The sequence below is a fragment of the Pinirhizobacter soli genome, assembly GCF_015905305.1.
GTDB lineage: Bacteria > Pseudomonadota > Gammaproteobacteria > Xanthomonadales > Rhodanobacteraceae > Pinirhizobacter > Pinirhizobacter soli.
Genome location: NZ_JADZLQ010000002.1, coordinates 419,419 through 441,432, shown reverse-complemented (window position 1 = coordinate 441,432; position 22,014 = coordinate 419,419). Strand labels below are relative to the sequence as shown.

The following is a 22,014-nucleotide window of genomic DNA, read 5'->3' as shown; positions in this document are numbered from 1 at the left end:
GACCCCATCCCCGCTGGCGGCGTAATTTTCTGCGGCCAGTGCCCAAGGGGGCGTCGACGTACATGACTTAGGACCCCCGCGGGAAACTCCCGCGGCGGGTTATTCTCGTGACCTTGCCAACAGGTCCGGGGTCCCATGAAGCGCATCCTTTCCGCCGCGACCGCGGCCATCGTCCTGGCCGGTGCCGCGCAGGCACAGACTTCAACCTACGATCCGCGCGAGGCCTTCGCGCCCTTCATCTACCCGAATCCGCCCGGTGAAACGCGTTCGCCCGCCGGCGTGCCGGGGCATGCGTTCTGGCAGAACCGCGCCGATTACCAGATTCGCGCCACGCTTGATCCGGTGGCCAACACGCTCGATGGCAAGGTCGCCATCGACTACACCAACAACAGCCCCGAGGCGCTCGACGTGCTCTGGCTGCAGGTGGAACAGAACCGCTTCCGCGAGGACGCCCGCGGGAACTTCACCTCCGGACGCGCAACCTCCCAGCATACCGATGGCTACCGCTTCACTTCGGTAAAAGTGGATGATGGCCATGGCGCAAAGAACGTCAAGTACGTCATCGCCGATACACGCATGCAACTGGTGCTTCCCGAGGCACTGAAGGCGCGTGGTGGCAAGCTCAAGATCATCATCGACTACAACTACGTGCTGCCAGGCAATTTCGGCGGCCGCACAGGCTTCGATCCCAGCAAGAACGGCAACATCTACGAGATGGCGCAGTGGTACCCGCGCATGGCGGTGTACGACGACCTGCGCGGGTGGGACACCGCGCCCTATCTCAACAGCGAGTTCTATCTCGAGTACGGGAATTTCGACTACTTCATCACCGTGCCCTGGAACATGATCGTCGCCGGCTCAGGCGAGCTGCAGAACCCGGAGGAGGTGCTTACCACTGCCCAGCGTGAACGCCTTGCCAAGGCGAAGCTAAGCGATGCGACGGTGATGATCCGCACGCCGGAGGAAGTGACCCAGCCGTCAAGCCGTCCGAAGCAGTCGGGCACGCTTACCTGGCACTTCAAGATGGCCAATACGCGCGACGTCGCCTTTGGTGCCTCCACGGCCTATGTGTGGGACGCCGCGCGCATCAACCTGCCGCAAGGCAAGACGGCGCTGGCGATGAGCGTGTATCCGGTGGAGAGCGCCACGCCTGCGCTGTGGAATCGCAGCACCGAGTTCATGAAATCGTCGGTGGAGTATTTCTCGCGCCAGTGGTACCCGTATCCGTATCCCGTGGCGATCAACGAGGGTGGCTCGGCGGCCAGCGGCATGGAATACCCCGGCATCGTCTTCGACCCGATGAAAGCGCCGGCCAAGCCGTTGCAGATGGTCACCGCGCATGAGATCGGCCACACCTGGTTCCCGATGATCGTGGGCAGCAACGAGCGCCGCGATGCGTGGATGGACGAGGGTTTCAACACGTTCATCGACGTCTACGAGGCCGACAACTTCAATCACGGGGAATTTGCGCCCAAGCGCGACGGTGAATACGCGCCCAAGGGAGGCAATCCGGTGGATGAAATCCTGCCGCTCCTGGCGGACAAGGAGGCCCCGCCGCTGCTGATGGGCGCGGACATGGTCAAGGAGAAATACCGCCATCCGGCCACGTACTTCAAGGCAGCGCTGGGCCTGGTGCTGTTGCGCGAGGAAATTATCGGACCTGAGCGTTTCGACCCGGCTTTCCGCAAGTACATTGCCGCATGGGCCTACAAGCATCCTTCGCCGTCGGACTTCTTCCGCCTGATGGAAAGCGAGACCGGCGAAGACCTGGGCTGGTTCTGGCGCGGGTGGTTCGAGCAGAACTGGCAGTTGGACCTTGCCGTGACCGGCATCGACGCGGGCAAGCATTCGGTGGGTATTGCCAACCACGACAAGCTGGTGATGCCTTCCACGCTGAAGGTGGACTTCACCGACGGCAGCAGCACATCGATTCGCGTGCCGGTGGAAACCTGGCAGCAGCATGTGACGTTCGATGTGCTGGTACCCGGCGACAAGCCCATTCGCAGCGCCACCATCGATCCGGATCACAAGCTGCCCGACCGCGACCGCTCCAACAACGTGTTCCCGGCACGCCGATGAACGCCGCCGACCGTATTGTCGGCGGTTTGCTGGCGCTGCTGGCCGGCGTGGCGGTGGTATTGCAGCTGGTGTTGATCCTGCAAACCGGCGAGGGCAGCACGGCGGCAATCGTGCTGCGCTTCGTAAGCTTCTTCACCATCCTCAGCAACATGCTGGTGGCCGGGGTGTGTGTCGCCGTCGCGACGGGTCACGCCCGGCCGCGCTGGCGTGGCGCGGCGGCGTTGTATATCACGGTAACCGGGGCGATCTATTCGATCATCCTGGCGTCGCTATGGTCGCCCACGGGCGCGCAGAAGGTGGCCGACGAGCTGCTGCACCATGCGGTGCCGGTGGCTTATGTCCTGGCCTGGCTCGTGCTGGCGCCCCATCGGCGACTGGCCTGGGGTGATGCGCTGCGTTGGCTGGTGTTCCCGGCGGTGTACCTGGGCTGGACCGTTGCACGTGGTGCGGCGACGGGCGAGTACCCCTATCCCTTCGTGGACGTAGGCCGGCTTGGTGCGGCGCAGGTGGCGCTGAACTGCCTGGGGATAGGCGTGCTCTTTGCGGTACTGGGCCTGGTGCTCGTTGCCGTCGACCGGGCATTGCCAGCGCGAGCCTGACAGGCGCTAACCCTTGTGGTCGATACGCGTGACCTTGCCATCGCGTATGTCGATGATGATGGTCCGGTTGCCTTCGATGAATTGCAGGCGCGAACCCTGGTACTGGGTTCGCGTTGCCTTGATGGCCGAGCGCGCTGCCGGCTTGCCCGCGACAGCCAATACCTTGGCCTCGGTATCGCCCACCACGATCAGGGCCGATCCGAACCGGACACTTTGCGCGGCGTTGGCCACGGTGGGCACGACGCTGGCCAGAAGCAACACCAGGCTGAACAATCTTGGCAGGTACACGGACGCGTTCCTTCGGCATGGGAGGACGGACATCCCATCATGACGTTGAACATGTTGCCGTCAGCTTTCGCCGTTGCGTCGTGTCAGTGGATGCGTTTAGTTCGCAGCAGGCTCCGCCCAGGGGTCGTAGCTGCCGAACCACCAGATGTGGCCCTCGGGATCGGCCGCGGCATAACCGGCACCGCCATAGGGCTTTTCCTCGTACTCATCGACGATGCGCGCGCCGGCCGCCTTGGCGTGCTCGTAGTGGGTGCGGCAGTCGGTCACGGTGACGCAGGCACATTGCGTTTCCCGGCCGTCGATTTCATCGGGCTGTACCGATAACCGGCTATAGAGCGAATCGTCCTTGCGCACGGAGCCGAGCATGATCATCCCTGCGCCATAGGTGAGCTGGGCATGCATCACGCTGCCGTCGTCTGCCTCGTACACGGCATGGCGATTGAAGCCGAAGGCCTTGCAGAGGAAATCGATGGCGGCGTGGGCATCGCGGTAGCGCAGGCCGGGAATGATGGTGCTGGGCATGGTCGTCTCCTGATGGATAGCTCAAGGCTAGTCGGGAAGCCAGGTACGTTCTTGTAAATTTTCCCGGTCAGTCCAGCGGTACGTGGCGCGAGTGTGGGCCGCGGCGGCGAAGATACTCACCCGGCGTCATGCCGGCGAAGTGCCGGAACTCATGAACTAAGTGGGCCTGGTCGGCGTAGCCGCCGTCGACGGCGACGTTGGCCCACTCGAATGGGCGCTCTATGCCGATCGCGTCGATCACACCATGGAAGCGTCGCAGCCGCGCATAACGTTTGGGCGTGAGCCCAACCTGGCGTCGGAACAGCAAACCCAACCGCTGCGATGACAGCCCGGTCGTCCGCACGATGTCGCTGATGCGCGCCCATGCCGGGTCCAGATCAAGCATGCCCGTGGCGGCCATTACCGCCGCATCCAGCTGCACGCGCCCCAGCCGTGACTCAAGCCACGACTGCACCAGCGCCACGCGCACGGCGGGGGAGGGTTCATGCAACAGGCGCTCGCGCAGGGCAACGGCCGTGGGTCCTGCTACCGCATCGAGCGGGGTGTCCCGGTCGGCCAGGGCATCAAGGTCGGTGCCGAACAGGGGCCATGCGCCACCCGGGCGGAAATTCACCCCCATCACCCGTACCTGCTCGGCCGTATCGATGACGAAGCTGCCTGTGAAGGGCCCGGAGATCACGCTGCCGGGCAGGCGCGTGCAGGGTGCATCTTCGCTGGCGTAGAGGCGTGTTTCGTCCTGGGCCAGGTTGATGATCAGCGAAGCGGTGGGCAGCGGCAGGATACGGTCGAACGCGTGCCCCGGGGCCGGGAGGTCCCAGTCCCAGATCGCCTCGACCAGGGCAGCCAGCGGCGGCGGCGGGGTGATGCGAAGGAAACCCATGGGCACGCATGTCCTGTGGACGGCTTCTCCGGTCCGAGAATACCCCGCCGGGCTTCCCGGGGCAGTTACAATGGCGTCAATGTTCCGCTGGTTCGAATCCCTGATCGACATCTTCCGCGAGGCGCCCGACCAGGTGCCGCCGAAGACCGTCGTGCGCTTCTATGTGTATTACCTGCGCCAGGTATGGAAGATATTTGCTGTAGCGCTGGTGCTGGGCCTGCTGGTGGCCTTCGTGGAAGTGGCGCTGTTCGACTTCCTGGGCCGCATCGTCGACATGGCCGGCAAGACCCCGGCGAAAGATTTCTTCCGCGTCCACGGCGGCAGCCTGGCGTGGATGGCGCTGGTGACGCTGGTACTGCGTCCGCTCTTCATCTTCCTGCACGATCTTCTGGTCAACCAGACGCTCACCCCGGGCTTCACCAACATGATGCGCTGGCAGCACCATCGCTATGTGCTGAAGCAGAGCCTGGGTTTCTTCCAGAACGATTTTGCCGGCCGCATCGCCCAGCGCATCCTGCAGACGGGCGCTTCGCTGCGTACCTCGGCGGTGCAGGTGGTCGACGCCATCTGGTATGTCACGGTTTACGCAGGCACCGCCATCTACCTGTTCGCCCGCGCCGACGTGTGGCTTGCGATCCCCCTGGTGGTGTGGATCGCCTTCTATGTAGCCATGCTGCGGTTCTTCGTGCCGCGGGTGAAGGAGCGTTCCTGGCGCGCGTCGGAGGCGCGGTCGAAGCTCATGGGACGCATCGTCGACGGCTACAGCAACGTGCTTACGCTCAAGCTGTTCGCCCACACCCATCGCGAGGAAGGCTATGCGAAGGAAGCCCTGGACGAACTCACCGGGAAGATCCAGCGCTCCTCGCGCATGGTTACCTCGATGGATGCATCCATCACCACGCTCAACGGCTTCCTGATCGCCACCACCACGGGCCTGGCCTTGTGGCTGTGGGTGCGTGGCGCGGTATCGGTGGGCGAGGTGGCGCTGGCGGTGGGCCTGGTGATCCGTATCAACAACATGTCCGGCTGGATCATGTGGGTGGTCAACGGCATCTTCGAGGACGTCGGCACCGTGCAGGACGGCATCACCACCATCGCGCAGGAGCGCACGGTAGTCGACCGCGCGGACGCAGTGCCGCTGCACGTTACCCACGGTGGCATCCGGTTTGAACGCGTGAGCTTCCACTACGGCAAGCAGGACGGGGTGATCGAAGGCCTGGACCTTGATATCCGGCCTGGCGAGAAAATCGGCCTGGTTGGGCCGTCCGGCGCCGGCAAGTCGACCACGGTCAACGTATTGCTGCGCCTGTACGACCTGGAAAGCGGACATATCCTGATCGATGGCCAGGACATCGCCCGCGTCGAGCAGGAAAGCCTGCGCTCGCAGATCGGCGTGGTGACCCAGGATACCTCGCTGCTGCATCGTTCCATCCGCGACAACATCCTTTACGGCCGCCCCGACGCCACCGAGGCGCAAGTGCGCGAGGCCGTGCGCAAGGCGCGCGCCGATGAATTCATTCCCAACTTGAACGATGGCGAAGGCCGCACCGGCTACGACGCCCACGTCGGCGAGCGTGGCGTGAAACTGTCCGGCGGCCAGCGCCAGCGTATCGCCATCGCGCGCGTGCTGCTGAAGGACGCGCCGATCCTGGTGCTCGACGAAGCGACCTCCGCCCTGGATTCCGAAGCGGAAGCGGCGATCCAGGAGAGCCTGGAAACGCTGATGGAAGGCAAGACGGTTATCGCCATCGCCCATCGCCTGTCCACCATCGCGCGCATGGACCGCCTGATCGTGATGGAGCAGGGCAAGGTGGTGGAAACCGGCACCCACGCGCAGCTGGTGGAAAGCGGTGGGCTGTATGCGCGCCTGTGGGCGCACCAGACCGGTGGCTTCGTCGGGGTGGAGTAACCCCGGCTACACCTGCCGTTCGATCCACGCCATGAAGGCCAACGCCGCCGGACTCGGCGCCCGGTGGGCGGAATGCACCACGTAGTACGCGTAGCGCGCCGGCATTTCCGGGCCCGGCAGGGCTACCAGGCTGCCGTCGGCCAAGTGGCTTGTCGCCAGGCGGCTGCGCGCCAGGATGACACCCAGGCCGTGGCTGGCGGCGATCAGGCCGTCGCTCGAATCGTTGATGGTGTGGATGCGCGGCGAGTGGGGTGGCTTGAGGCCCGCAGCGCGGAACCATTCGCGCCAGCCTTCCGGGGCGATGTCGGTCACCAGCGGCAGGTTGGCCACGTCCGCTGGCGTCTTCACGGTCGCAGCCACCGCCGGCGAAGCCATGGCCTGGAGGGTTTCGTCCATCAGGAAGCGCGATACCAGCCCCTGCCACTGGCCCATGCCATAGCGGATGCCGATGTCAGGGCCGCCTTCGTCGAAACGCACCAGGGTGCGGTCGGTATCGATGGCCACGTGGATATGCGGATGCGCCGCCACGAAGTCGGCGATGCGCGGCATCAGCCAGCGGCTGGAGAATGAGGGCAGGGCGGTAACGCGCAGGGTGCTGTCCCGGCGGTGGCGGCGCAGGCCATCGAGCACGCCGTCGATGTCGGCCAGGGCGGAGCCCGTGGCGTCGGCCAGGAGGCGTCCCTCGGGCGTAAGCGCCACACCGCGCGCATGGCGCTGGAACAACGAGACCCCCAGGGTGGCCTCGAGCTTGCGCACATGATGGCTAACGGCACTGGCCGTCAGGTGCAGCTCCTCCGCAGCATGGGCGAAATTCTGGTGGCGCGCCGCAGAAGCAAACGCCGCCAGGGCAGGCAACAGGGCAGAACGCATCGGGAATTCCTCCAGACACAAATCATACTCGTGTGTGGAACAAGAATCTTGCGCTTGTCTGCGCCTCTGTATTTGCGAAAATGGCACATAGCCACAAGTGAGCTTCGTCATGACCACGGCTGCCCCCAGCGTCCCTGTTGTCCCCTCCGCCCTCGACACCCCGGTGCGGGACTGGCGCACCCCGGTGGAACTCACCCTGCTTGGCGCAATCTGGGGCGGCTCGTTCCTGTTCATGCGCATCGCCGCGAACGACTTCGGGCCGTTCCCGCTGGTGCTGACGCGCCTGGTGCTGGGTGCGGCGATCTTGTTGCCGTTCCTGTGGAAGGTGCGCAGCCGCATCACTCTGGCCCACGTGGGCAAGTTGTTTATCGCCGGACTGATCAGCGCCGCAGCGCCGTTTGCCCTGTTCGCCTGGGGCGCCGAACGCGCACCAGCGGGCATCGGCGCCATCGCCAATAGCGCCACGGTGCTGTTCTCCTCGCTGGTTGCCTTCGTTGCCTTCGGTGAAAAGATCGGCCCGCGCAAGGCACTGGCGCTGCTGGTGGGGTTCTCGGGCGTCGTCGTGCTGGCCAGTGGCCGCACGGCAGGGGACAACGTGGCGCCGGCGGCCTTGGCCGGTGCGGCGGCATCGTTCTGTTATGGCCTGGGCGGCAACATCGTCAAGCGCTACTTGAGCGACCTGCCGCCCATCGCAGTGGCCGCCGGCACGCTGTTGTGCGCCGCCATCCTGACCGCCCCCCTGGCGATCTTCACCTGGCCCTCCACGCCCATCCCGATGCACTCCTGGGCCTGCGCCGCCGCGCTGGGCATCCTCAGCACGGGCCTGGCCTACGCTTTCTACTTCCGCCTGATCCAGCGCATCGGTGCGCCTCGCGCCTCGGTGGCAACCTACCTGGTGCCGTTGTTCGGCGTTGCCTGGGCCTGGTTGTTCCTGGGCGAGGCGCTGACCGTCACCATGGCGGTAGCCGGCGTTGTGATCCTGGGCAGCGTGGTCTTCAGCCAGAAGCGCGGGTAAACCATCGGCGCATGGCGCCGGTCCTCAAGGCATGGCTATAGTGGCGCCCTTTGTAGTCAAAGGGGACGCCCGCATGATTCGCCACCGCCTTGCCGTGCACGTTGCAGCCGCGCTTGCCCTCGCCGCCCCGCTGGCGTCGTTCGCCTTCCAGGCAGCCCCGGCTGCCTCGTCGTCGGTGGCAACGCAGGCGTCGGCCACGCGTCCCGCCCAGCTTGCCGATTTCGATGCCTACGTGGACAACGTGCGCAAGACGTTCGACGTCCCAGGCATTGGCGTTGCCATCATCAAGGATGGCCAGGTGGTGCTGGAGCAGGGCTCAGGCGTACGCAAGCTGGGCTCGCCGGCGCTGGTGGATGCGCACACCATGTTCGCCATCGCATCGAATACCAAGGCGTTCACGGCGGCGGCGCTGTCGATCCTTGCCGATGAGAAAAAGATCGACATGAGCGACCGCGTGGTGGATCGCCTGCCGTGGTTCCAGATGTCCGATCCCTACGTAACGCGTGAGATGCGCATCCGCGACCTGCTGGCGCACCGCAGCGGCCTGAGCCTTGGCGCGGGCGACCTGCTGTACTGGCCCGCCACCAGCTACAGCACGAAGGAAGTGGCCGAGCGCCTGCGCTACGTGCCGATCACCAACAGTTTCCGCAGTGCTTATGCCTACGACAACATCCTCTTCGCGGTGGCAGGCCTGGTGATCGAGAAGGTGTCCGGACAGTCGTGGTCCGACTTCGTCAGCTCCCGCATCTTCCAGCCTTTGGGAATGACCGAAACCAAGCCCAATTTCCATTCGATCAAGGGCGACGACGACGTTGCCGTGGGCCATGCCAAGTTCAACTTCAAGGAATTGAAGCCGGTGGAACCGATGGCCTGGGATAACAATTCGGGCGCCGGCGGCATCTATTCCTCGGTGCACGACCTTGCCATCTGGATGCGCGTGCAGCTCGATGGCGGCGTGATCGGCAAGGATGCGCAGGGTAAAGAGAAGCGCCTGTTCAGTGCCGAGCGTCAGAAAGAAATGTGGTCGCTGCTCACCCCGATCCCGGTGAACGATCCGGTGGTGCCGGAGCTTGCCGCCGCCAAGCCGAATTTCTCGGGCTACGGTGAGGGCTGGTTCGTTTCCGACTACCGCGGCCACAAGCTTGTCTGGCATACCGGCGGCTGGCCCGGCCAGGTATCGCGCGTGACCCTGGTGCCCGATTTGAAGCTCGGTGTGGTGGTGTTGACCAACGCAGAAAGCGGCGCCGCTTTCCAGGCGGTGACCATGCGCGCGCTCGATGCTTACATGGATGCGCCGAAGAAGGACTGGACCGCCGCGTACGACACGGCGGTCAAGAAGACCGAAGGCAATGCCGACGAAGGCTGGAAGAAGCACGTGGAGGCGCGGGACAAGTCATCCAAGCCGTCGCTGGCGCTGGCGAAATACGCCGGCACCTATCGCGACCCCTGGTACGGCGATGTCCAGGTGGCGGAGAAGGGCGGCAAGTTGCGCATGACCTTCAGCAAGACAGCCCAGCTTACTGGTGCCATGGAGCCCTGGTCGCATGACACTTTCCTGGTGAAGTGGGACGACCGATCGCTCAATGGCGATGCGTTTGTCACCTTCAACCTGGGCGTGGACGGCAATATTCGCGAGGTGAGGATGGAGCCGGCATCGTCGCTGACCGATTTCAGTTTCGACTTCCAGGATCTGCGGCTTACGCCGGTCAAGTGAGTGGCTACCTCGGTAAGAGGTGATTCTTGATATTCATCGCGTCGTGAAGTATGCGAAGGACCTCGATTGAGCGACTTTCATGGCTTACGACGCGAAAGATGACCAGATGGCGTGCTCGACGGTGGTGTCGTGCCATATGAATCGAGAACAATTCCGATCTGACATCAAGTCGCTGAACCCCGGGATGCCAAGGCCCGGTGACAAGATCAGCAAGCACTCGCGTGAGGGCTTGAGTGTAAGCGCGTGACAGGAAATGACCGAACCGATGGAACGTCCATCGAGCGATTTCATCTACATCGTCCGATGCTTCGTTGGTGAGGCCGACGGTCCATGTCGACATGGGGAGAGCGGTCTACTTAAGCGATCTTTCTGCCTTCGCATGCGCTATCGCATCAGCGATTAAACGATCAAGGTATGCCTGCATGTCCTTGGCTGATGTAAATCTCACCACGTGGCCAGCATCCGCGGAATCTATGCCCTTCTGTATCTCAGCACGAAAGTAGTCGAGCCGCTTTTTTTCATCGGGCGAAAGCTCGGCCGTGGATGGGGTTTCAGGCACGCAGGTCTGGACATGGCAGGAAAGCACGCGGTTGCCTCGCTTCGATGATCGTGGGTATCTGGATTTTGTCATCGATCAAGCATCACTAGAAATCGTAACTGTCTGGAATTCGCGTAGGACTGATCTCTAAATTATCATCATGGCGTGCTTTCGCCGGCAGCATCAGGCATAGCACCGCCACGAATCACCATGTCCTGCGGCCGGATCAAGGGTATCGCCGCATCGCGCAGGCGCTTCAGGATCTCGAACAGCAGGTCGCTTTTCACCCCGCCGGCGGCACGTGGTCCATCGACGAAACAAGTGGCGACGAAGTTCATCGCCGTATGGTCCACGCTGTCCAGGGTGACCGTCGGCGCTGGGGTGTCCAGTACCAACGAGTGCTCGCGCATGGCGGTGAGCATCAGGTCCCGCGCGTTGCCGGCGTCGGTATCCAGCGGCATCGGCAGCTTGATCAGCACGCGCCCCTGCGGGTTGGCCAGGGTCATGTTGCGTACGGTCTTGGTGATCAGGAACGAATTGGGCACGATCACGGTTGATTGATCGGCCACGCGGATCTCCGTGGCGCGCACGTTGATGCGGCGGATGTCGCCCTCGGCATCGTCCAGTACCACCCAGTCGCCCACCTTCACCGGACGCTCCACCAGCAGGATCAATCCGGAGATGAAGTTCGAGACGATCGCCTGCAGGCCGAAGCCGATACCCACCGACAGCGCGCTGGCCACCCAGGTCACATTGGCCACCGACAGGCCCAGCGTGAGCATGGCCATGGCGAACACGATCACGCCGCCCAGGTAACCGAGCAAGGTGGTGATGGAACTGCGCATGCCCACGTCGATCGACGTCTGGGGAAGCAGCTTGTCTTCCATCCAGCGCTTCAACACCCGCACCACGATCATGCCGATGATGAAGGCGAAGATCGCATTGATGATGTTGCCGGGCTTGATCTTCAGCTCATTGCCCAGCGCGATGTCATGGGTAAACCGGCTGGTGAAGGCGACGATGTCGCTGGGGCCCGTGCCAAAGAGCTGCGTGGCCACCGACAGACCGGCCAGGAACAGCACCACGCGCGCAATGCCGGCGGCCAGTACCGATAGCTGGTCGAGCTTGTTAGGCTCGATACCCAGCGCGTGCACCGCGCGCTGCCCCAGGCGGCTCTTGGACGAAAGCAGCGTATCGAAGAGATCGTCGGCCAGATGCGTCAACAGGAACACGCCCGAACCCACCATGCCGACCCAGACCATCTGCACGGCCATGGTCACGGCAAGGCTCACATAACCGAGCAGGGCGGCGATCCAGGTGATCACCACGGCGATGGACGCCGCCATGATCAACAGGTTCGCCCACACCGGCCGGGGTGGTGGAAGCGTGCCGCCCTCCGCGGGTACCCGGTGTGCACGCGCCAGCTGCACCAGCCCGAAACCGATCAGGCCGCTGATCAAGAGCGCGCTGAAGCAATTGAGCATCGCCGTGGCATCCACGCTCACGCCGATCGTGGTGTTCACGCGATAGCCGAAGATCATGATGAAGCCCGCTATCGCGATGAGCCGCGGCAGGTACCAGATCTTCTCCACCAGGTCGTCCGACAGGTGGGGCAACCGCCACGACGGACGCTTGCGCGAAAGCAGGGCGCGGGATACGCCGGCGATGAAGGCCACGTAGAACACAACCGTGACGAAGTGGTGTGCGAGCGCCGTGACGTCGTCGGAGATGGCCTTGTGCCAGGTCATGCCCAGCGAGAACAGCAACGCGCCGAAACCCGTGGTAAGCGTTGCCACCAGCGAGATGCCCAGCGCCATCGACGAACGGCGCAGCTTGCCCGCCGGCACGCGGTTGGTAGTGAGGCGGAATACCGTGCGCTCGATCAGCCAGCGCACTACCGTCACCAGCAACAGGCCTGCCAGGGCGAAGCCGATGAAGGGCGTGCGGTTGGGGGGTGTCATCAGCGTGTGCATGTCGTCGCTGATGTCGCTGCCTAGCTGGCGCAGCAAGGCGCGGTCGCGGGTGAAGGTATCGGCGGCCCCCGTCCAGAATTCCCGGGTCAGGGGAGAGGCCGAACGGCTGGCCAGCCGCGACTGGAACTGCTGGCGCTTGATGTTCACCAACTGGGTGGCCAACTGCGTCGATTGCGTGGCGGTGTCCCGCGCCAGCTTCACTTGTGCGTCGAGGGCGTCGTGCTGCTTTTGCAGGTCGCGCCGGGCGGCGGCGACGTCGGGCGGTTCGGTGGCGCCCTTGGCGGGAGGGGGGCCGTAGTCGGTAAGGCGCTGGGTCACCGCTTCCACTTGAGGCACCAGCGCCTGGGTAGCCTGCTGGGCATCCGCCTGGGCCTGGGAAGCTTTGCTCCGCAGGTCCTCGATATCGGCGTTTTCCTTCAGGTCGCCACCCTTGAGCGCCTTGTTGATCTCGTCCACCTGGCCGCGGGCCTGGTCCAGCAACTGGTCGGGCGTGGCGGGGGCGGAGCTGCTCGAGGCAGGGACGTCCTGGGCCAGGGCGGTAGCCGTGGCCAGGAAGAGGAGCGAAGCAAGCAGGGATTTTCGTAAATGCATCGGGGGATGATCGAAGCCAGCGACGGTGAGGTCAATTGCGGGGCTGAACCTTGCTTAGATCGAGTGAAGGTGACGTGGCCTGGACCTAAGGCTATCCTCGGCCCCTTTGAACCCGCAGGATGCTGGCCATGCGCAGGAAAGTCGTTGCCGGAAACTGGAAGATGCACGGTTCGCGCGCCATGGCCCGGGAACTGGTCGGCCAGATCCTCGCGGCCAGTCCCGGCGGCCCGGAGATCATCCTGTGCCCACCCAGCGTGTATATCAGCGAGGTGGTGCGGCTGTGCGAGGGCTCAGCCCTGATGGTCGGCGCCCAGGACCTGGCCGAGCGCGACGGCAGCGGCGCCTTCACCGGCGATGTCTCGGCCGACATGCTCCATGACGTGGGCGCCCGTTGGGTGCTGGTGGGGCATTCCGAGCGCCGGGAATATCACGCCGAAACCAACGACATGCTGGCGCGCAAGTTTGACTCGGCGCAGAAATCGGGCCTTACCCCCATTCTCTGCGTCGGCGAGACCCTGGCCGAACGCGAGGCGGGCCGGGTGGAGGAAGTGATCGGCGAGCAGATCCACGCGGTGATCCGGGCCAACGGCATCGCCACCTTCGAAAACGCCGTGCTGGCCTACGAGCCGGTCTGGGCCATCGGCACCGGCAAGGTAGCCACCCCCGCCCAGGCCCAGGAAGTACATGCATTCATCCGTAGCCAACTGGCGCGTGAGGATGCTAATATCGCCGGTCTCACCCGGGTCCTATACGGTGGCAGCGTCAAACCGGCCAATGCGGCCGAGTTGTTCGCGCAGCCGGACGTGGACGGTGGGCTGATCGGCGGTGCTTCCCTGGCCGCCTCCGACTTCCTGGCGATTTGCGCCGCGGCGCGCTAAGCGCGACCGGCAAGAGCAACTATGTTCATTATCTTCAGCGTCTTCTACATCCTGATTGCCGCGGCCATGATCGTCCTGATCCTGCTGCAGCGTGGTGCCGGTGCGGATGCCGGTTCCGGCTTCGGCGGCGGCGCCTCGTCCACCGTGTTCGGTGCGCGCGGCTCGGCCAGCTTCATGACCCGCGCCACGGGTGTGCTGGCTACCCTGTTCTTCCTGCTTAGCCTCGGCATGGGTATCTACCTCGGTCGCGGCACTGCGCCCCTACCCACGGCTGATCTCGGCCTGATGGGCGGCGCCACGCCGGCAGCGGCCACGTCCACCAATGCCGCCAAGGCAGTGAACGACGTGCCCAAGCCGGTCAACCCGGCACCGGTCAACAACAACTCCGACGTACCTAACGCCGCACCTGCGCAAAAGGACGTCCCGCCGGCTTCCCAGGAGCCCGCAAAGAAGTAAAATAGCGGTTCGAAAAGTTTAGCCCAGGTGGCGGAATTGGTAGACGCACTACCTTGAGGTGGTAGCGGTGAAAACTGTAGGGGTTCGAGTCCCCTCTTGGGCACCAATATATAGTCCGAAAAGTCCAACACGGACCAGAAAGACTAAGAAAAACCCGCCAATCTGGCGGGTTTTTTTTATTGCCCGCTCATCCGATGGCGTTCGGCGGTCCATTGTCTGGGTCCGCACGCTACTCCGGCAGATTCGAACAAATCAGATTCGCAGCGGACAGGCCGGCGAGATCCGCGAAAAACTTTCCCGGGTAATGTCGATTTCCGATCACCAGCTTCGTCGTCTGAATATCCCATCCAAAAGGATCGCCCATGAAATACCTCGGCTTGGCCTACTTCACCCCGGAAAAATTCGCTGCGATGGCGCCGGATGACGTCAAGGCATTGGTGAGCCAATGCCCAGCATTGGACGAGAAGATGCGCGCTACCGGCAAGGTGCTGGTTTCCGCGTCGCTTGGCGATCTGGACACCTGGCGGACGCTGCGGCCGCGCGGCGGCAAGACGCAGGTCACTGATGGGCCCTACACCGAGTCGAAGGAAGTGGTGGGCGGCCTGTTCATTATCGAGGCGGACAGCCGTGACGAGGCGTTGCGCATCGCATCCATGCATCCCGCCGCCACGCTGGGCGAAGAAAGCGGCTGGGCCGTCGAGCTTATCCCCATCGATTTCTTTCTGGGCGAATGAAACGCCGCTAGCGCTGATGGTCCACCGGCAAGCCCCGTTGCTGATACGGATAAAAGCGGTGTTCCCGGAGCTCATGCTCGATGCGCTCCAGGCTCTTGCCCATGGTTTCCGGCACCAGAAAGTAGACGAAGGCCAGGGCTACCACGGATATCGCCGCGTACAGCCAGAAGGTGTGCGTGGCGCCCAGCCAGGTCACCAGCGACAGAGTAGTGAGCGATACCAGCAGATCGAAGATCCAATGGCTGAACGCTCCCACGCCCGCACCCTTGCCGCGCACGAACAGCGGGTACACCTCGGCATTGATCAGCCAGATGCACACGCCGAAACTGCCGCAGTTGAGCATCATGTACGCGGCCAGGCAGGCCACCGTCAGGCCCCGGCTGAAGTCGGTGGTGGGGCCCGATCCCTGGAACAGCCATCCCATCAGTACCAGGGCGATGATGGAGCCTGGGATCATCCATAGCAGGTAGGTGCGACGGCCTATCCTGTCCACCAGCACACTGCCGATGACAGTCATCACCACCAGCAGCACGGTGCTTGCGCCGGTGCCGAGCACGGCGGCGCGGTCGGAGAATCCCGCCTTGGTCAGGATGGTGGGGGCGTAGTAGATCAGTGCGTTGTTGCCGGTGATCTGCGAGAACATCGAAATGCCGGCGCCGACCACGATAGCGGGGCGAATCCAAGGCTTGGCCAGGTCCTTCCAGTGGGCCGTGGGTTCTTTCTGCGCCACGGTCTGGATTTCGGCGATTTCGGCGCGGGCCGCGTCGGCCGAACCGCGGATGCGCTGGAGTATTTTCATCGCCTCGTCGTTGCGGTGCTCGGCCACGAGCCACCGCGGGCTCTCGGGCAGGAAGATCATCCCCGCCAGCAGCACGATGGCGGGTACCACGCCCAGGCCGAACATCGTCCGCCAGTGCTCGTCCAGCACGAAGCCGGTGAAATACGCCACGGTGATGCCGAACACCACCATGAACTGGAACAGCACCACCATCTTGCCGCGGTCCTTCGAGGGCGCAACCTCGGCGATATAAACGGGAATGATCTGCGTGGCGCTGCCGGCCGACAAACCCAGCAATAGTCGCGCGGCGATCAGCCAACCCACACTGGGAGCCAGCGCCGATGCCACGGAGCCCAGGGCGAACAGCGTGCCGATGAAGATGATCATCCGCCGCCGTCCCAGCCGGTCGGAGAAGGGGCCGCTGGCCAGGCAACCAAACAATGCGCCGAAGATGATGGCGCCGGTGACCAGCTGCTTGGTGGTGTCGTCCAGCGCGAACTGTCGGCCCAGGCCCAGCAGGGCCACGCCGATGATGCCGGTGTCGTAACCGAACAGCAGGCCGCCCAGTGCAGCGATCACCGCGATGCCGATGACAAGGCCGGTAGGCGCGACGGTGGACGTGTCCGTTGATGCCGGAGTGGCTGCGTGCATGCATGTCTCTCAGGTTGGTAGCCAGCCGGGACACCATACGATGAATTCCCGGTTCCGAGAAAGCGGCCCCTTGCGAGCGTAGTCTTTCCGCAAGCTCAAACGATGTGGAAAGCACTCCTGTGCTGCAACGCACGCAGATGTATCAAGCGGTCCTTCGGCAGGGGAAATGATCGGTTGTCGCCACCGGAGACGACGACCAGCCTGCCTCCGCCTGCCTTGAATTGGGGCCTCTCAACCGGTTCGAGCATCGGTGCATCACCCGCTGCCCAATAGGTTGCACCATCGGCCTCTATCACAAGATAGGAGATCGAGGGCTGGGCGGAGAACGACCAGGTTTCAAAAGCTCCGGCAGCGTTTCCGTGATGATCGCGCTGTTGCTGGCACGCTCGGAGCAGTTCCGCACATGTCTGGTCCCATGTTGCGCGGGCGACTGCGGGGTCGGGGAAGAGCTCCCGCTTGTGGTGGTCCAGCCATAGTTTGAACGCATGCGCCTTGTCGTTTGGCAGGGGAACGTTCATGCGGTCGGTCAGGACATTGGTTTGTCCTTCTTCCCAGTCGGCCCAGTGCTGAGCGTAATAAGCGGGCAAGCGGACGGCCCGAAGCTGCACCCAGGTCTTCCCCGTTTCTACGGCGGTCCACACCGTCTCTGCCCAGTCACGGCACGCTATATAGCTCCCCGTGGCCAACAGCCTCCGTCGCTTCGAGGTCAGGGCAATCCTGCAGCGGCTCCTGGGGCGCTTTTCGTGAGCCAGCGTAACGGTCTCTACCGTGTGTTCGGCGACAAGGTGGCCCAAGGGCGCGCGGAAAAATCGGTCGTGCGCTTCCACGAAGATGTGCACTTCATGGCGTGCACGGTCGATGCTCGCTTCAAGCCCCTTCACCCGGAAGTGGTCAGCAGTAGCCATGCCTGCTTTGATTGCCTTCTCCCAGCGTCCCATAAAGACGGCAAAGGCAATAAGCCCGGCGACGGCGACGCTGAGAGTGATGAGGGTGTCGGTTGGCATGTTTGATTCCTTTCAACATGGGGGGACGAGGTTCTTGCCTAAGTTCCGCCTTCGGTTTCTAGCTCGGACCCACATGCGCCGGCCTTGTGCTCTCACTGTGGGGCGGCACATTAATGCATAAACGTAAATCATTTAAATGAAGATCAACTAAACGGGACTCGGATATAGGTTTTGTGCCACATTGCATCCCCGGGGCAAGGTTGTGGCTGGAAAGACGCTCTACAGAACCGAGAACCTGATCTTTGCCGGCCTGTTGCGGGATGCACGACTGCGCTCAAAGCTGACCCAGATGGAGCTGGTCGAAGCCCTGGGTATGACGCAGACTTATGCGAGTGAAGCTGAGCGCGGCATTCGGCGTCTTGATACGGTCCAGGTACGGGATTGGTGCCATGCCACGGGCACGACCTTGCCCGCGCTGATCAAGGAATTCGAGCGCCGGCTGGCAGATCCCGCCTATGCGAAGCCCCGGGAGGTAGATGGGCGGAAGAGGGCGGCCCGGCCGAAGTAAGAAAGGACAGCCGGTCGAAATAGCCGGTCCGTGCATCGGATGACTTCTACAGGGGAAAACGGATGAATCGATATCAAGGGAGGGGCCGACTGGCCCTGGTGATGGCGACTGTGCTGTACGCGCTGGCAGCCTCCGCATCGGCGAAACCCGATGCAGACACACATGTCCCGGCCAGCCAGCGCCTGACAAGTGTCGGCAGCAAGGTCGTTGGGCACCCGAACGGCTGGCCCGAGGCGGTACCGCTGCCCGAGGGCGTGGGGATCGATGGCTATCGGTGCTCAAACCGCTACTGCACACTTTGGTTCAGCCTGATGGACCTCAACCAGATCACGGCGCTCAGGCGCAGCTACGCCAAACTGCTTATGGATAGCGGGAAATGGGAGGAACTTGGCTCGCCGCCCGGCCTTTATGAGTCCCAGGCCTTCCACTACACCGGCACCATGCCGTCCGGATGCGGGTACACCATTGAGATAAGCCAGGGCCTCATCCCCAACGATTACCATCGCCGCTTCCGCGTCTTCACTTCGCTGACTTGGTAGCCGGACGGATACGAAGTGCTGCGGTTTAAACGATTTATGGGGGTTCAAAACATGACACCACGTGCGCGTAGCCTATGCGTAGCCGCAGCATTTCTTTCTGTTTTTTGTTTGTCTTGCTCTCGGCAGCCTGGGGCCAGTCGCCCAGTTGATACGGTTCCAAGTCCGGATTCCAAACGACTTCCGCCTCTGGACGCTTTCATCTCTCGGCCCATTAGTGATAACCAGTTAACTCAATTCTTGAATGCGGCTCGCCAGGCAGAAGCCGTCGCTGATCCGTTGCAACGTTGCCTAAAGTATCCGGATCCACCGACCCTCGATTGGCCCAAAGCCACGATTGCGGCTTACTGCCAGTATCAATTCGATCCTGCTGTAACCCCGAAAGACGTGCAGCGTCTCATACAGAGCGGGCACGCGGCAGAACTGGACAAACGCTTGTCGAAGGTCATGGACGAGCAACTGTCGCAACCTGGCGCGCAAGGCAAGCTCGATCGAACCTACAACCTTGATTTCAAGAATGGATCTGAAGAATTCCGGGCCCTTATGGATTCGTGGAAGCGGCAGTCGCCGACGAGCCCTTTTGCCTTGGCGGCCAGCGGCACGGCCTACGTGCAAATGGCGCAGCAGGCACGTGGCAGCAACTCGGCTTCCAAGACGTCGCATGACTCGTTTCAATCGATGGGACAACTGTTGGAGCTGGCGCGCGCCGATCTGGACCGCGCAGTCGCGCTTCAGCCGAAGCTTACTGCTGCCTACGGCGCGATGATCACCGCGGCCACTTTGGGCAGCGACAAGGCATACGCATCGAGTGCTGCCGAGCGCGGGCTTGCGGTGGATCCATCGAACTACGGTATCTACGCGCGCCTCGTTTGGATGGCCCAACCCAAATGGGGAGGCGAAATCGAGGACATGCAGCGGCTCATCGCCAGCGCGCAACGTCAGGCAGACAAGAATCCGTTGATGAAACTTCTAGTTTCGCAGGCGAGTGGCGGAGAGGAATACGTTGAGAGCTGCGATTGTTCTCCCGCTGACGTGGTGAAGATCTATCGGCAGGTATTCGCGGAAGGCGCGACGGTCAACATGTTGATGAGTGCTGGGTGGGGCGCAAAAAAACAAAACTTATCGGTGTTGTCTGTTATCTATCGTTCTGAAGTCCTTCGCTTCGCTCCAGACCAGATGGCCCAGCGTGAAGGTCGTGCCTATGATCTTCCAACGATGGGCCAGCCCGAATGGGCGATCGAGGAAGGCAATGCGCTCGTTGCCATCGCCCCACAGGATGAAAATGCTTTCGATGTGCGTGGCTACGCATATCAGTCGACCGGCAACTTCGTTCGAGCCGTCGACGATTATCAAGAAGCCCTGCGTCTAAATCCATCGGATGCCTGGACCTTGTCCACGCTCGGGAATCTCTACATTCGTTCGGCTCACGATTGGGACAAGGGATGGTCGATGGCCGATCGCCTGATTCAGCTGCACCCCGACGACCCTCAAGGATGGTTACTCCGAGCGACCATCCAGAAGGGTCAGCCTCGTGACGGGTTGGATCAGACAATCTCCGATTTTGTCGCCAGATTCGGTAATGATCCCAGTCAACAAGGTGCGGTGGCACAAATGCGGGCGATGCGCTCGCCATAGGTGTCAGTTGCTGCAGGCTATCGGGACTTGAGGCCTTCAGTCCGGCTCACTTGAAATCGGCTCTGTATCGGGCGTAGTCTTTCCCCCAGGGCCGATGCTGCCCGCCGCCCGCATCCTGTCAAAGGCACGGTGAAAGCATCGCGGTAAACCTCTCTTTCGATCCTTACGATCGGCGGATGGGTCGGCAACGTGGGCACCGACATCTCATCTGCCGGACATCGGAGGATTTTCCATGACCAGCATCGACCAGGCCAAAGCCATGGCCAAGCGCTTGCGTTCCGGATTGGCGTCGCGCGAGATCGATATTCCCCATGCCATTGCGCTTGAACTGGTAGCCGCGCAGTTGGGCCACGACAACTGGAACGTCGCGGCGGCCCGGCTTGACGGGGCGCCCATGCAAGCCATTGCCTTCAATCGAACCATTCCCATCCTGCGCACGTTCGACGAGGCCAAATCGCGCGAGTTCTACCTTGATTTTCTAGGTTTCACCGTTGACTTTGAGCATCGCTTCGAGCCGGGAATGCCGCTATACATGGGTATTTCCCGCGCCGGAATGTTCCTGCATTTGTCCGAACATCACGGCGATGCAAGTCCCGGCTCAAATGTGTATGTGCCCATGCGTGGCCTGCGCGATTTCCATCGCGAACTTAGCGAGAAGAACTACAACTACGGCCGCCCAGGTATCGATTCGCATCCCTGGGCCGATGTGATGCAAGTCTACGACCCGTTCGGCAACCGCATCCGCTTCAGTCAGGAGCGCAGCGAAGCCGGGTGAGCGTGTCCAGTTTTGATCTAGTGAGCGAAGTAGAGGAAGGCCAGTAAGCCTAGTAGGACGAGGAACACTACCCAACTGGTGGTGGGACTTGAGCCGATATCGATCCAATCGGCCCAGCCGCCGTCGTCGTCGCTACCTGGAAGGTCGTTGTCGTCGAACACAGCGTGTTCCTTTCCTGACCTGGGCCGTTTCCCTGTCGACATTAGTACCGCAGGGTCCCGGCGCCCGCAACGGCGCCGGGTTTCTCCCATGCGCGCCGGAGAAGTCCCGGAAGTCATCAGTCGAACCTCGCGGCCTGGCATGCTAGGCCATATGGCCGGGGTGGTGGCCTCTGCCATCCCTGCCACGCGTGATGTACTGTCTTGCCCGGGACGCCGCCAGCGGCGCCCGCCAGTCATGGACAGGGGAAAATCTATGAAGATGCTATGGAATGCCGCCTTGTGCGGCATGGTGTCGTTTGGGCTGTGTGGCTGCCTGAGCATGAAATCGGTCGCCGATCCGCAATACCGGCATGCCACCTACCAGTCGATCCAGCACGCCGATGCGCCGGTGCCTGTAAGTGTGGATGCGTCCTTTGCCGTTAACGGCACGCCGAAGCCTTCGGTCGATGCCATGGTGAAGACGTCAGTGGAGCGCGTGCTGCGCGGCACGGGAGCTTTCGTTCCCGGCGCATCGAGTGATGCCACGCTGACGGTGGCGGTGAACAACGTCGCCGACCTCGGTGCTGCGCGGGCGAAGGGCTTCGGCACTGGCCTGACCTTCGGCGCCGCGGGCTCGGTGATCAATGACCTCTACGAATTCAACATGACCTACAAGGTCGCCGGTGTCACCCGGTACCAGGCGACTTTGCACGACGGCATTCTTACCTCGATCGGCAATGCCGCGCCGCCTGTTCCCGGTCCCTACATGTCGCCGGACATGGCGTTCATGCAAGCGGTGGAGGACGCGGTGCTGAATTTCGTACACGACCTTCAAGCGCAGGGAAAGATGCAACGGACGGCGGCCAACTAGGCGCCAAAGAAAGAGGCCCGGGTACACCCGGGCCTCCATGCGCCGACATTTGGCCGGCGAAACCGGCGAA

Annotated in this window: 22 protein-coding genes and 1 tRNA gene; 14 read left to right on the top strand and 9 right to left on the bottom strand. The window is 62.8% G+C overall.

Annotation, left to right across the window (positions count from 1 at the left end; genetic code table 11):
• The first annotated feature begins 135 nt into the window (after nucleotides 1–135).
• Together NDK18_RS11855 and NDK18_RS11850 are read left to right on the top strand one after the other, a co-directional pair.
• Nucleotides 136–2,079 (top strand): M1 family metallopeptidase, encoded by a 1,944-nt coding sequence (locus NDK18_RS11855; protein WP_250627893.1) that lies wholly within the window; start codon nucleotides 136–138, stop codon nucleotides 2,077–2,079.
• The gene (locus tag NDK18_RS11850; protein ID WP_250627892.1) at nucleotides 2,076–2,678 is read left to right on the top strand and encodes a Pr6Pr family membrane protein; all 603 of its coding nucleotides are present in this window, start codon (nucleotides 2,076–2,078) and stop codon (nucleotides 2,676–2,678) included. The genes NDK18_RS11855 and NDK18_RS11850 overlap by 4 nt, the downstream gene beginning before the upstream one ends.
• A gap of 6 nt (nucleotides 2,679–2,684) precedes the next feature.
• On the opposite strand, the gene NDK18_RS11845 is transcribed toward NDK18_RS11850, so the two are convergent.
• The 3 genes from NDK18_RS11845 to NDK18_RS11835 form a co-directional block, all read right to left on the bottom strand.
• Nucleotides 2,685–2,966 (bottom strand): DUF2845 domain-containing protein, encoded by a 282-nt coding sequence (locus NDK18_RS11845; protein WP_250623736.1) that lies wholly within the window; start codon nucleotides 2,964–2,966, stop codon nucleotides 2,685–2,687.
• 96 nt (nucleotides 2,967–3,062) lie between these two features.
• Nucleotides 3,063–3,488 carry a VOC family protein gene (locus NDK18_RS11840; RefSeq protein WP_250623735.1) on the bottom strand — a complete coding sequence of 142 codons (426 nt, stop codon included), beginning with the start codon at nucleotides 3,486–3,488 and terminating at the stop codon, nucleotides 3,063–3,065.
• 67 nt (nucleotides 3,489–3,555) lie between these two features.
• Complete coding sequence (locus tag NDK18_RS11835; RefSeq protein ID WP_250627891.1) at nucleotides 3,556–4,368, bottom strand: helix-turn-helix domain-containing protein; 813 nt, start codon at nucleotides 4,366–4,368, stop codon at nucleotides 3,556–3,558.
• A 79-nt stretch (nucleotides 4,369–4,447) separates the two neighbouring features.
• Between NDK18_RS11835 and NDK18_RS11830 the strand changes: the two genes are divergently transcribed.
• Complete coding sequence (locus tag NDK18_RS11830) at nucleotides 4,448–6,277, top strand: ABC transporter ATP-binding protein (RefSeq protein ID WP_250628034.1); 1,830 nt, start codon at nucleotides 4,448–4,450, stop codon at nucleotides 6,275–6,277.
• Nucleotides 6,278–6,283: 6 nt separating this feature from the next.
• Here the strand turns inward: NDK18_RS11830 and NDK18_RS11825 are convergent, their stop codons facing one another.
• Nucleotides 6,284–7,147 carry a LysR substrate-binding domain-containing protein gene (locus tag NDK18_RS11825; RefSeq protein ID WP_250623733.1) on the bottom strand — a complete coding sequence of 288 codons (864 nt, stop codon included), beginning with the start codon at nucleotides 7,145–7,147 and terminating at the stop codon, nucleotides 6,284–6,286.
• 109 nt (nucleotides 7,148–7,256) lie between these two features.
• Here NDK18_RS11825 and NDK18_RS11820 point away from each other — a divergent pair, with 109 nt between their 5' ends.
• Both NDK18_RS11820 and NDK18_RS11815 read left to right on the top strand, forming a co-directional pair.
• Complete coding sequence (locus NDK18_RS11820; RefSeq protein ID WP_250623732.1) at nucleotides 7,257–8,162, top strand: DMT family transporter; 906 nt, start codon at nucleotides 7,257–7,259, stop codon at nucleotides 8,160–8,162.
• A gap of 175 nt (nucleotides 8,163–8,337) precedes the next feature.
• Nucleotides 8,338–9,876, top strand: a complete 1,539-nt coding sequence (locus NDK18_RS11815) for a serine hydrolase (RefSeq protein ID WP_425600639.1) — start codon at nucleotides 8,338–8,340, stop codon at nucleotides 9,874–9,876.
• A 4-nt stretch (nucleotides 9,877–9,880) separates the two neighbouring features.
• Here the strand turns inward: NDK18_RS11815 and NDK18_RS19480 are convergent, their stop codons facing one another.
• Together NDK18_RS19480 and NDK18_RS11810 are read right to left on the bottom strand one after the other, a co-directional pair.
• The gene (locus NDK18_RS19480; protein WP_425600638.1) at nucleotides 9,881–10,216 is read right to left on the bottom strand and encodes a type II toxin-antitoxin system RelE/ParE family toxin; all 336 of its coding nucleotides are present in this window, start codon (nucleotides 10,214–10,216) and stop codon (nucleotides 9,881–9,883) included.
• Between the two features lie 356 nt (nucleotides 10,217–10,572).
• Nucleotides 10,573–12,978: a DUF3772 domain-containing protein gene (locus NDK18_RS11810; RefSeq protein ID WP_250623729.1), complete on the bottom strand. Its 2,406-nt coding sequence runs from the start codon at nucleotides 12,976–12,978 to the stop codon at nucleotides 10,573–10,575.
• Between the two features lie 128 nt (nucleotides 12,979–13,106).
• On the opposite strand from NDK18_RS11810, the gene tpiA reads away from it, so the two are divergent.
• The 4 genes from tpiA to NDK18_RS11790 all read left to right on the top strand — a co-directional run bounded on the left by tpiA (nucleotide 13,107) and on the right by NDK18_RS11790 (nucleotide 15,046).
• Entirely contained in the window at nucleotides 13,107–13,856 is a 750-nt protein-coding gene (gene tpiA / locus NDK18_RS11805) for a triose-phosphate isomerase (RefSeq protein ID WP_250623728.1), read from the top strand.
• A 21-nt stretch (nucleotides 13,857–13,877) separates the two neighbouring features.
• Nucleotides 13,878–14,312, top strand: a complete 435-nt coding sequence (gene secG / locus NDK18_RS11800; RefSeq protein WP_250623727.1) for a preprotein translocase subunit SecG — start codon at nucleotides 13,878–13,880, stop codon at nucleotides 14,310–14,312.
• Nucleotides 14,313–14,333: 21 nt separating this feature from the next.
• A tRNA-Leu gene (locus NDK18_RS11795) sits at nucleotides 14,334–14,418 on the top strand.
• Nucleotides 14,419–14,674: 256 nt separating this feature from the next.
• A complete protein-coding gene (locus NDK18_RS11790; protein WP_250623726.1) occupies nucleotides 14,675–15,046 on the top strand; it encodes a YciI family protein in 372 nt (123 codons plus the stop codon).
• Nucleotides 15,047–15,053: 7 nt separating this feature from the next.
• On the opposite strand, the gene NDK18_RS11785 is transcribed toward NDK18_RS11790, so the two are convergent.
• Entirely contained in the window at nucleotides 15,054–16,475 is a 1,422-nt protein-coding gene (locus tag NDK18_RS11785) for a sugar porter family MFS transporter (RefSeq protein ID WP_250627889.1), read from the bottom strand.
• Between the two features lie 95 nt (nucleotides 16,476–16,570).
• Entirely contained in the window at nucleotides 16,571–17,479 is a 909-nt protein-coding gene (locus tag NDK18_RS11780) for a hypothetical protein (protein WP_250627888.1), read from the bottom strand.
• Between the two features lie 202 nt (nucleotides 17,480–17,681).
• Between NDK18_RS11780 and NDK18_RS11775 the strand changes: the two genes are divergently transcribed.
• From NDK18_RS11775 to NDK18_RS11760, 4 genes are all read left to right on the top strand, one after another.
• Nucleotides 17,682–17,987 carry a helix-turn-helix domain-containing protein gene (locus NDK18_RS11775; RefSeq protein WP_250623723.1) on the top strand — a complete coding sequence of 102 codons (306 nt, stop codon included), beginning with the start codon at nucleotides 17,682–17,684 and terminating at the stop codon, nucleotides 17,985–17,987.
• A gap of 62 nt (nucleotides 17,988–18,049) precedes the next feature.
• The gene (locus NDK18_RS11770; protein WP_250627887.1) at nucleotides 18,050–18,526 is read left to right on the top strand and encodes a hypothetical protein; all 477 of its coding nucleotides are present in this window, start codon (nucleotides 18,050–18,052) and stop codon (nucleotides 18,524–18,526) included.
• A gap of 237 nt (nucleotides 18,527–18,763) precedes the next feature.
• Entirely contained in the window at nucleotides 18,764–20,158 is a 1,395-nt protein-coding gene (locus NDK18_RS11765; protein ID WP_250627886.1) for a tetratricopeptide repeat protein, read from the top strand.
• 232 nt (nucleotides 20,159–20,390) lie between these two features.
• On the top strand, nucleotides 20,391–20,933 hold the full coding sequence (locus tag NDK18_RS11760) for a glyoxalase superfamily protein (protein ID WP_250627885.1): 543 nt from the start codon (nucleotides 20,391–20,393) through the stop codon (nucleotides 20,931–20,933).
• Nucleotides 20,934–20,950: 17 nt separating this feature from the next.
• Here NDK18_RS11760 and NDK18_RS11755 read toward each other — a convergent pair whose 3' ends face one another.
• Nucleotides 20,951–21,094, bottom strand: coding sequence for a hypothetical protein (locus NDK18_RS11755; protein WP_250623720.1), 144 nt, complete (start codon nucleotides 21,092–21,094; stop codon nucleotides 20,951–20,953).
• Between the two features lie 253 nt (nucleotides 21,095–21,347).
• Between NDK18_RS11755 and NDK18_RS11750 the strand changes: the two genes are divergently transcribed.
• Entirely contained in the window at nucleotides 21,348–21,944 is a 597-nt protein-coding gene (locus NDK18_RS11750) for a hypothetical protein (protein ID WP_250623719.1), read from the top strand.
• Nucleotides 21,945–22,014 lie beyond the last annotated feature (70 nt).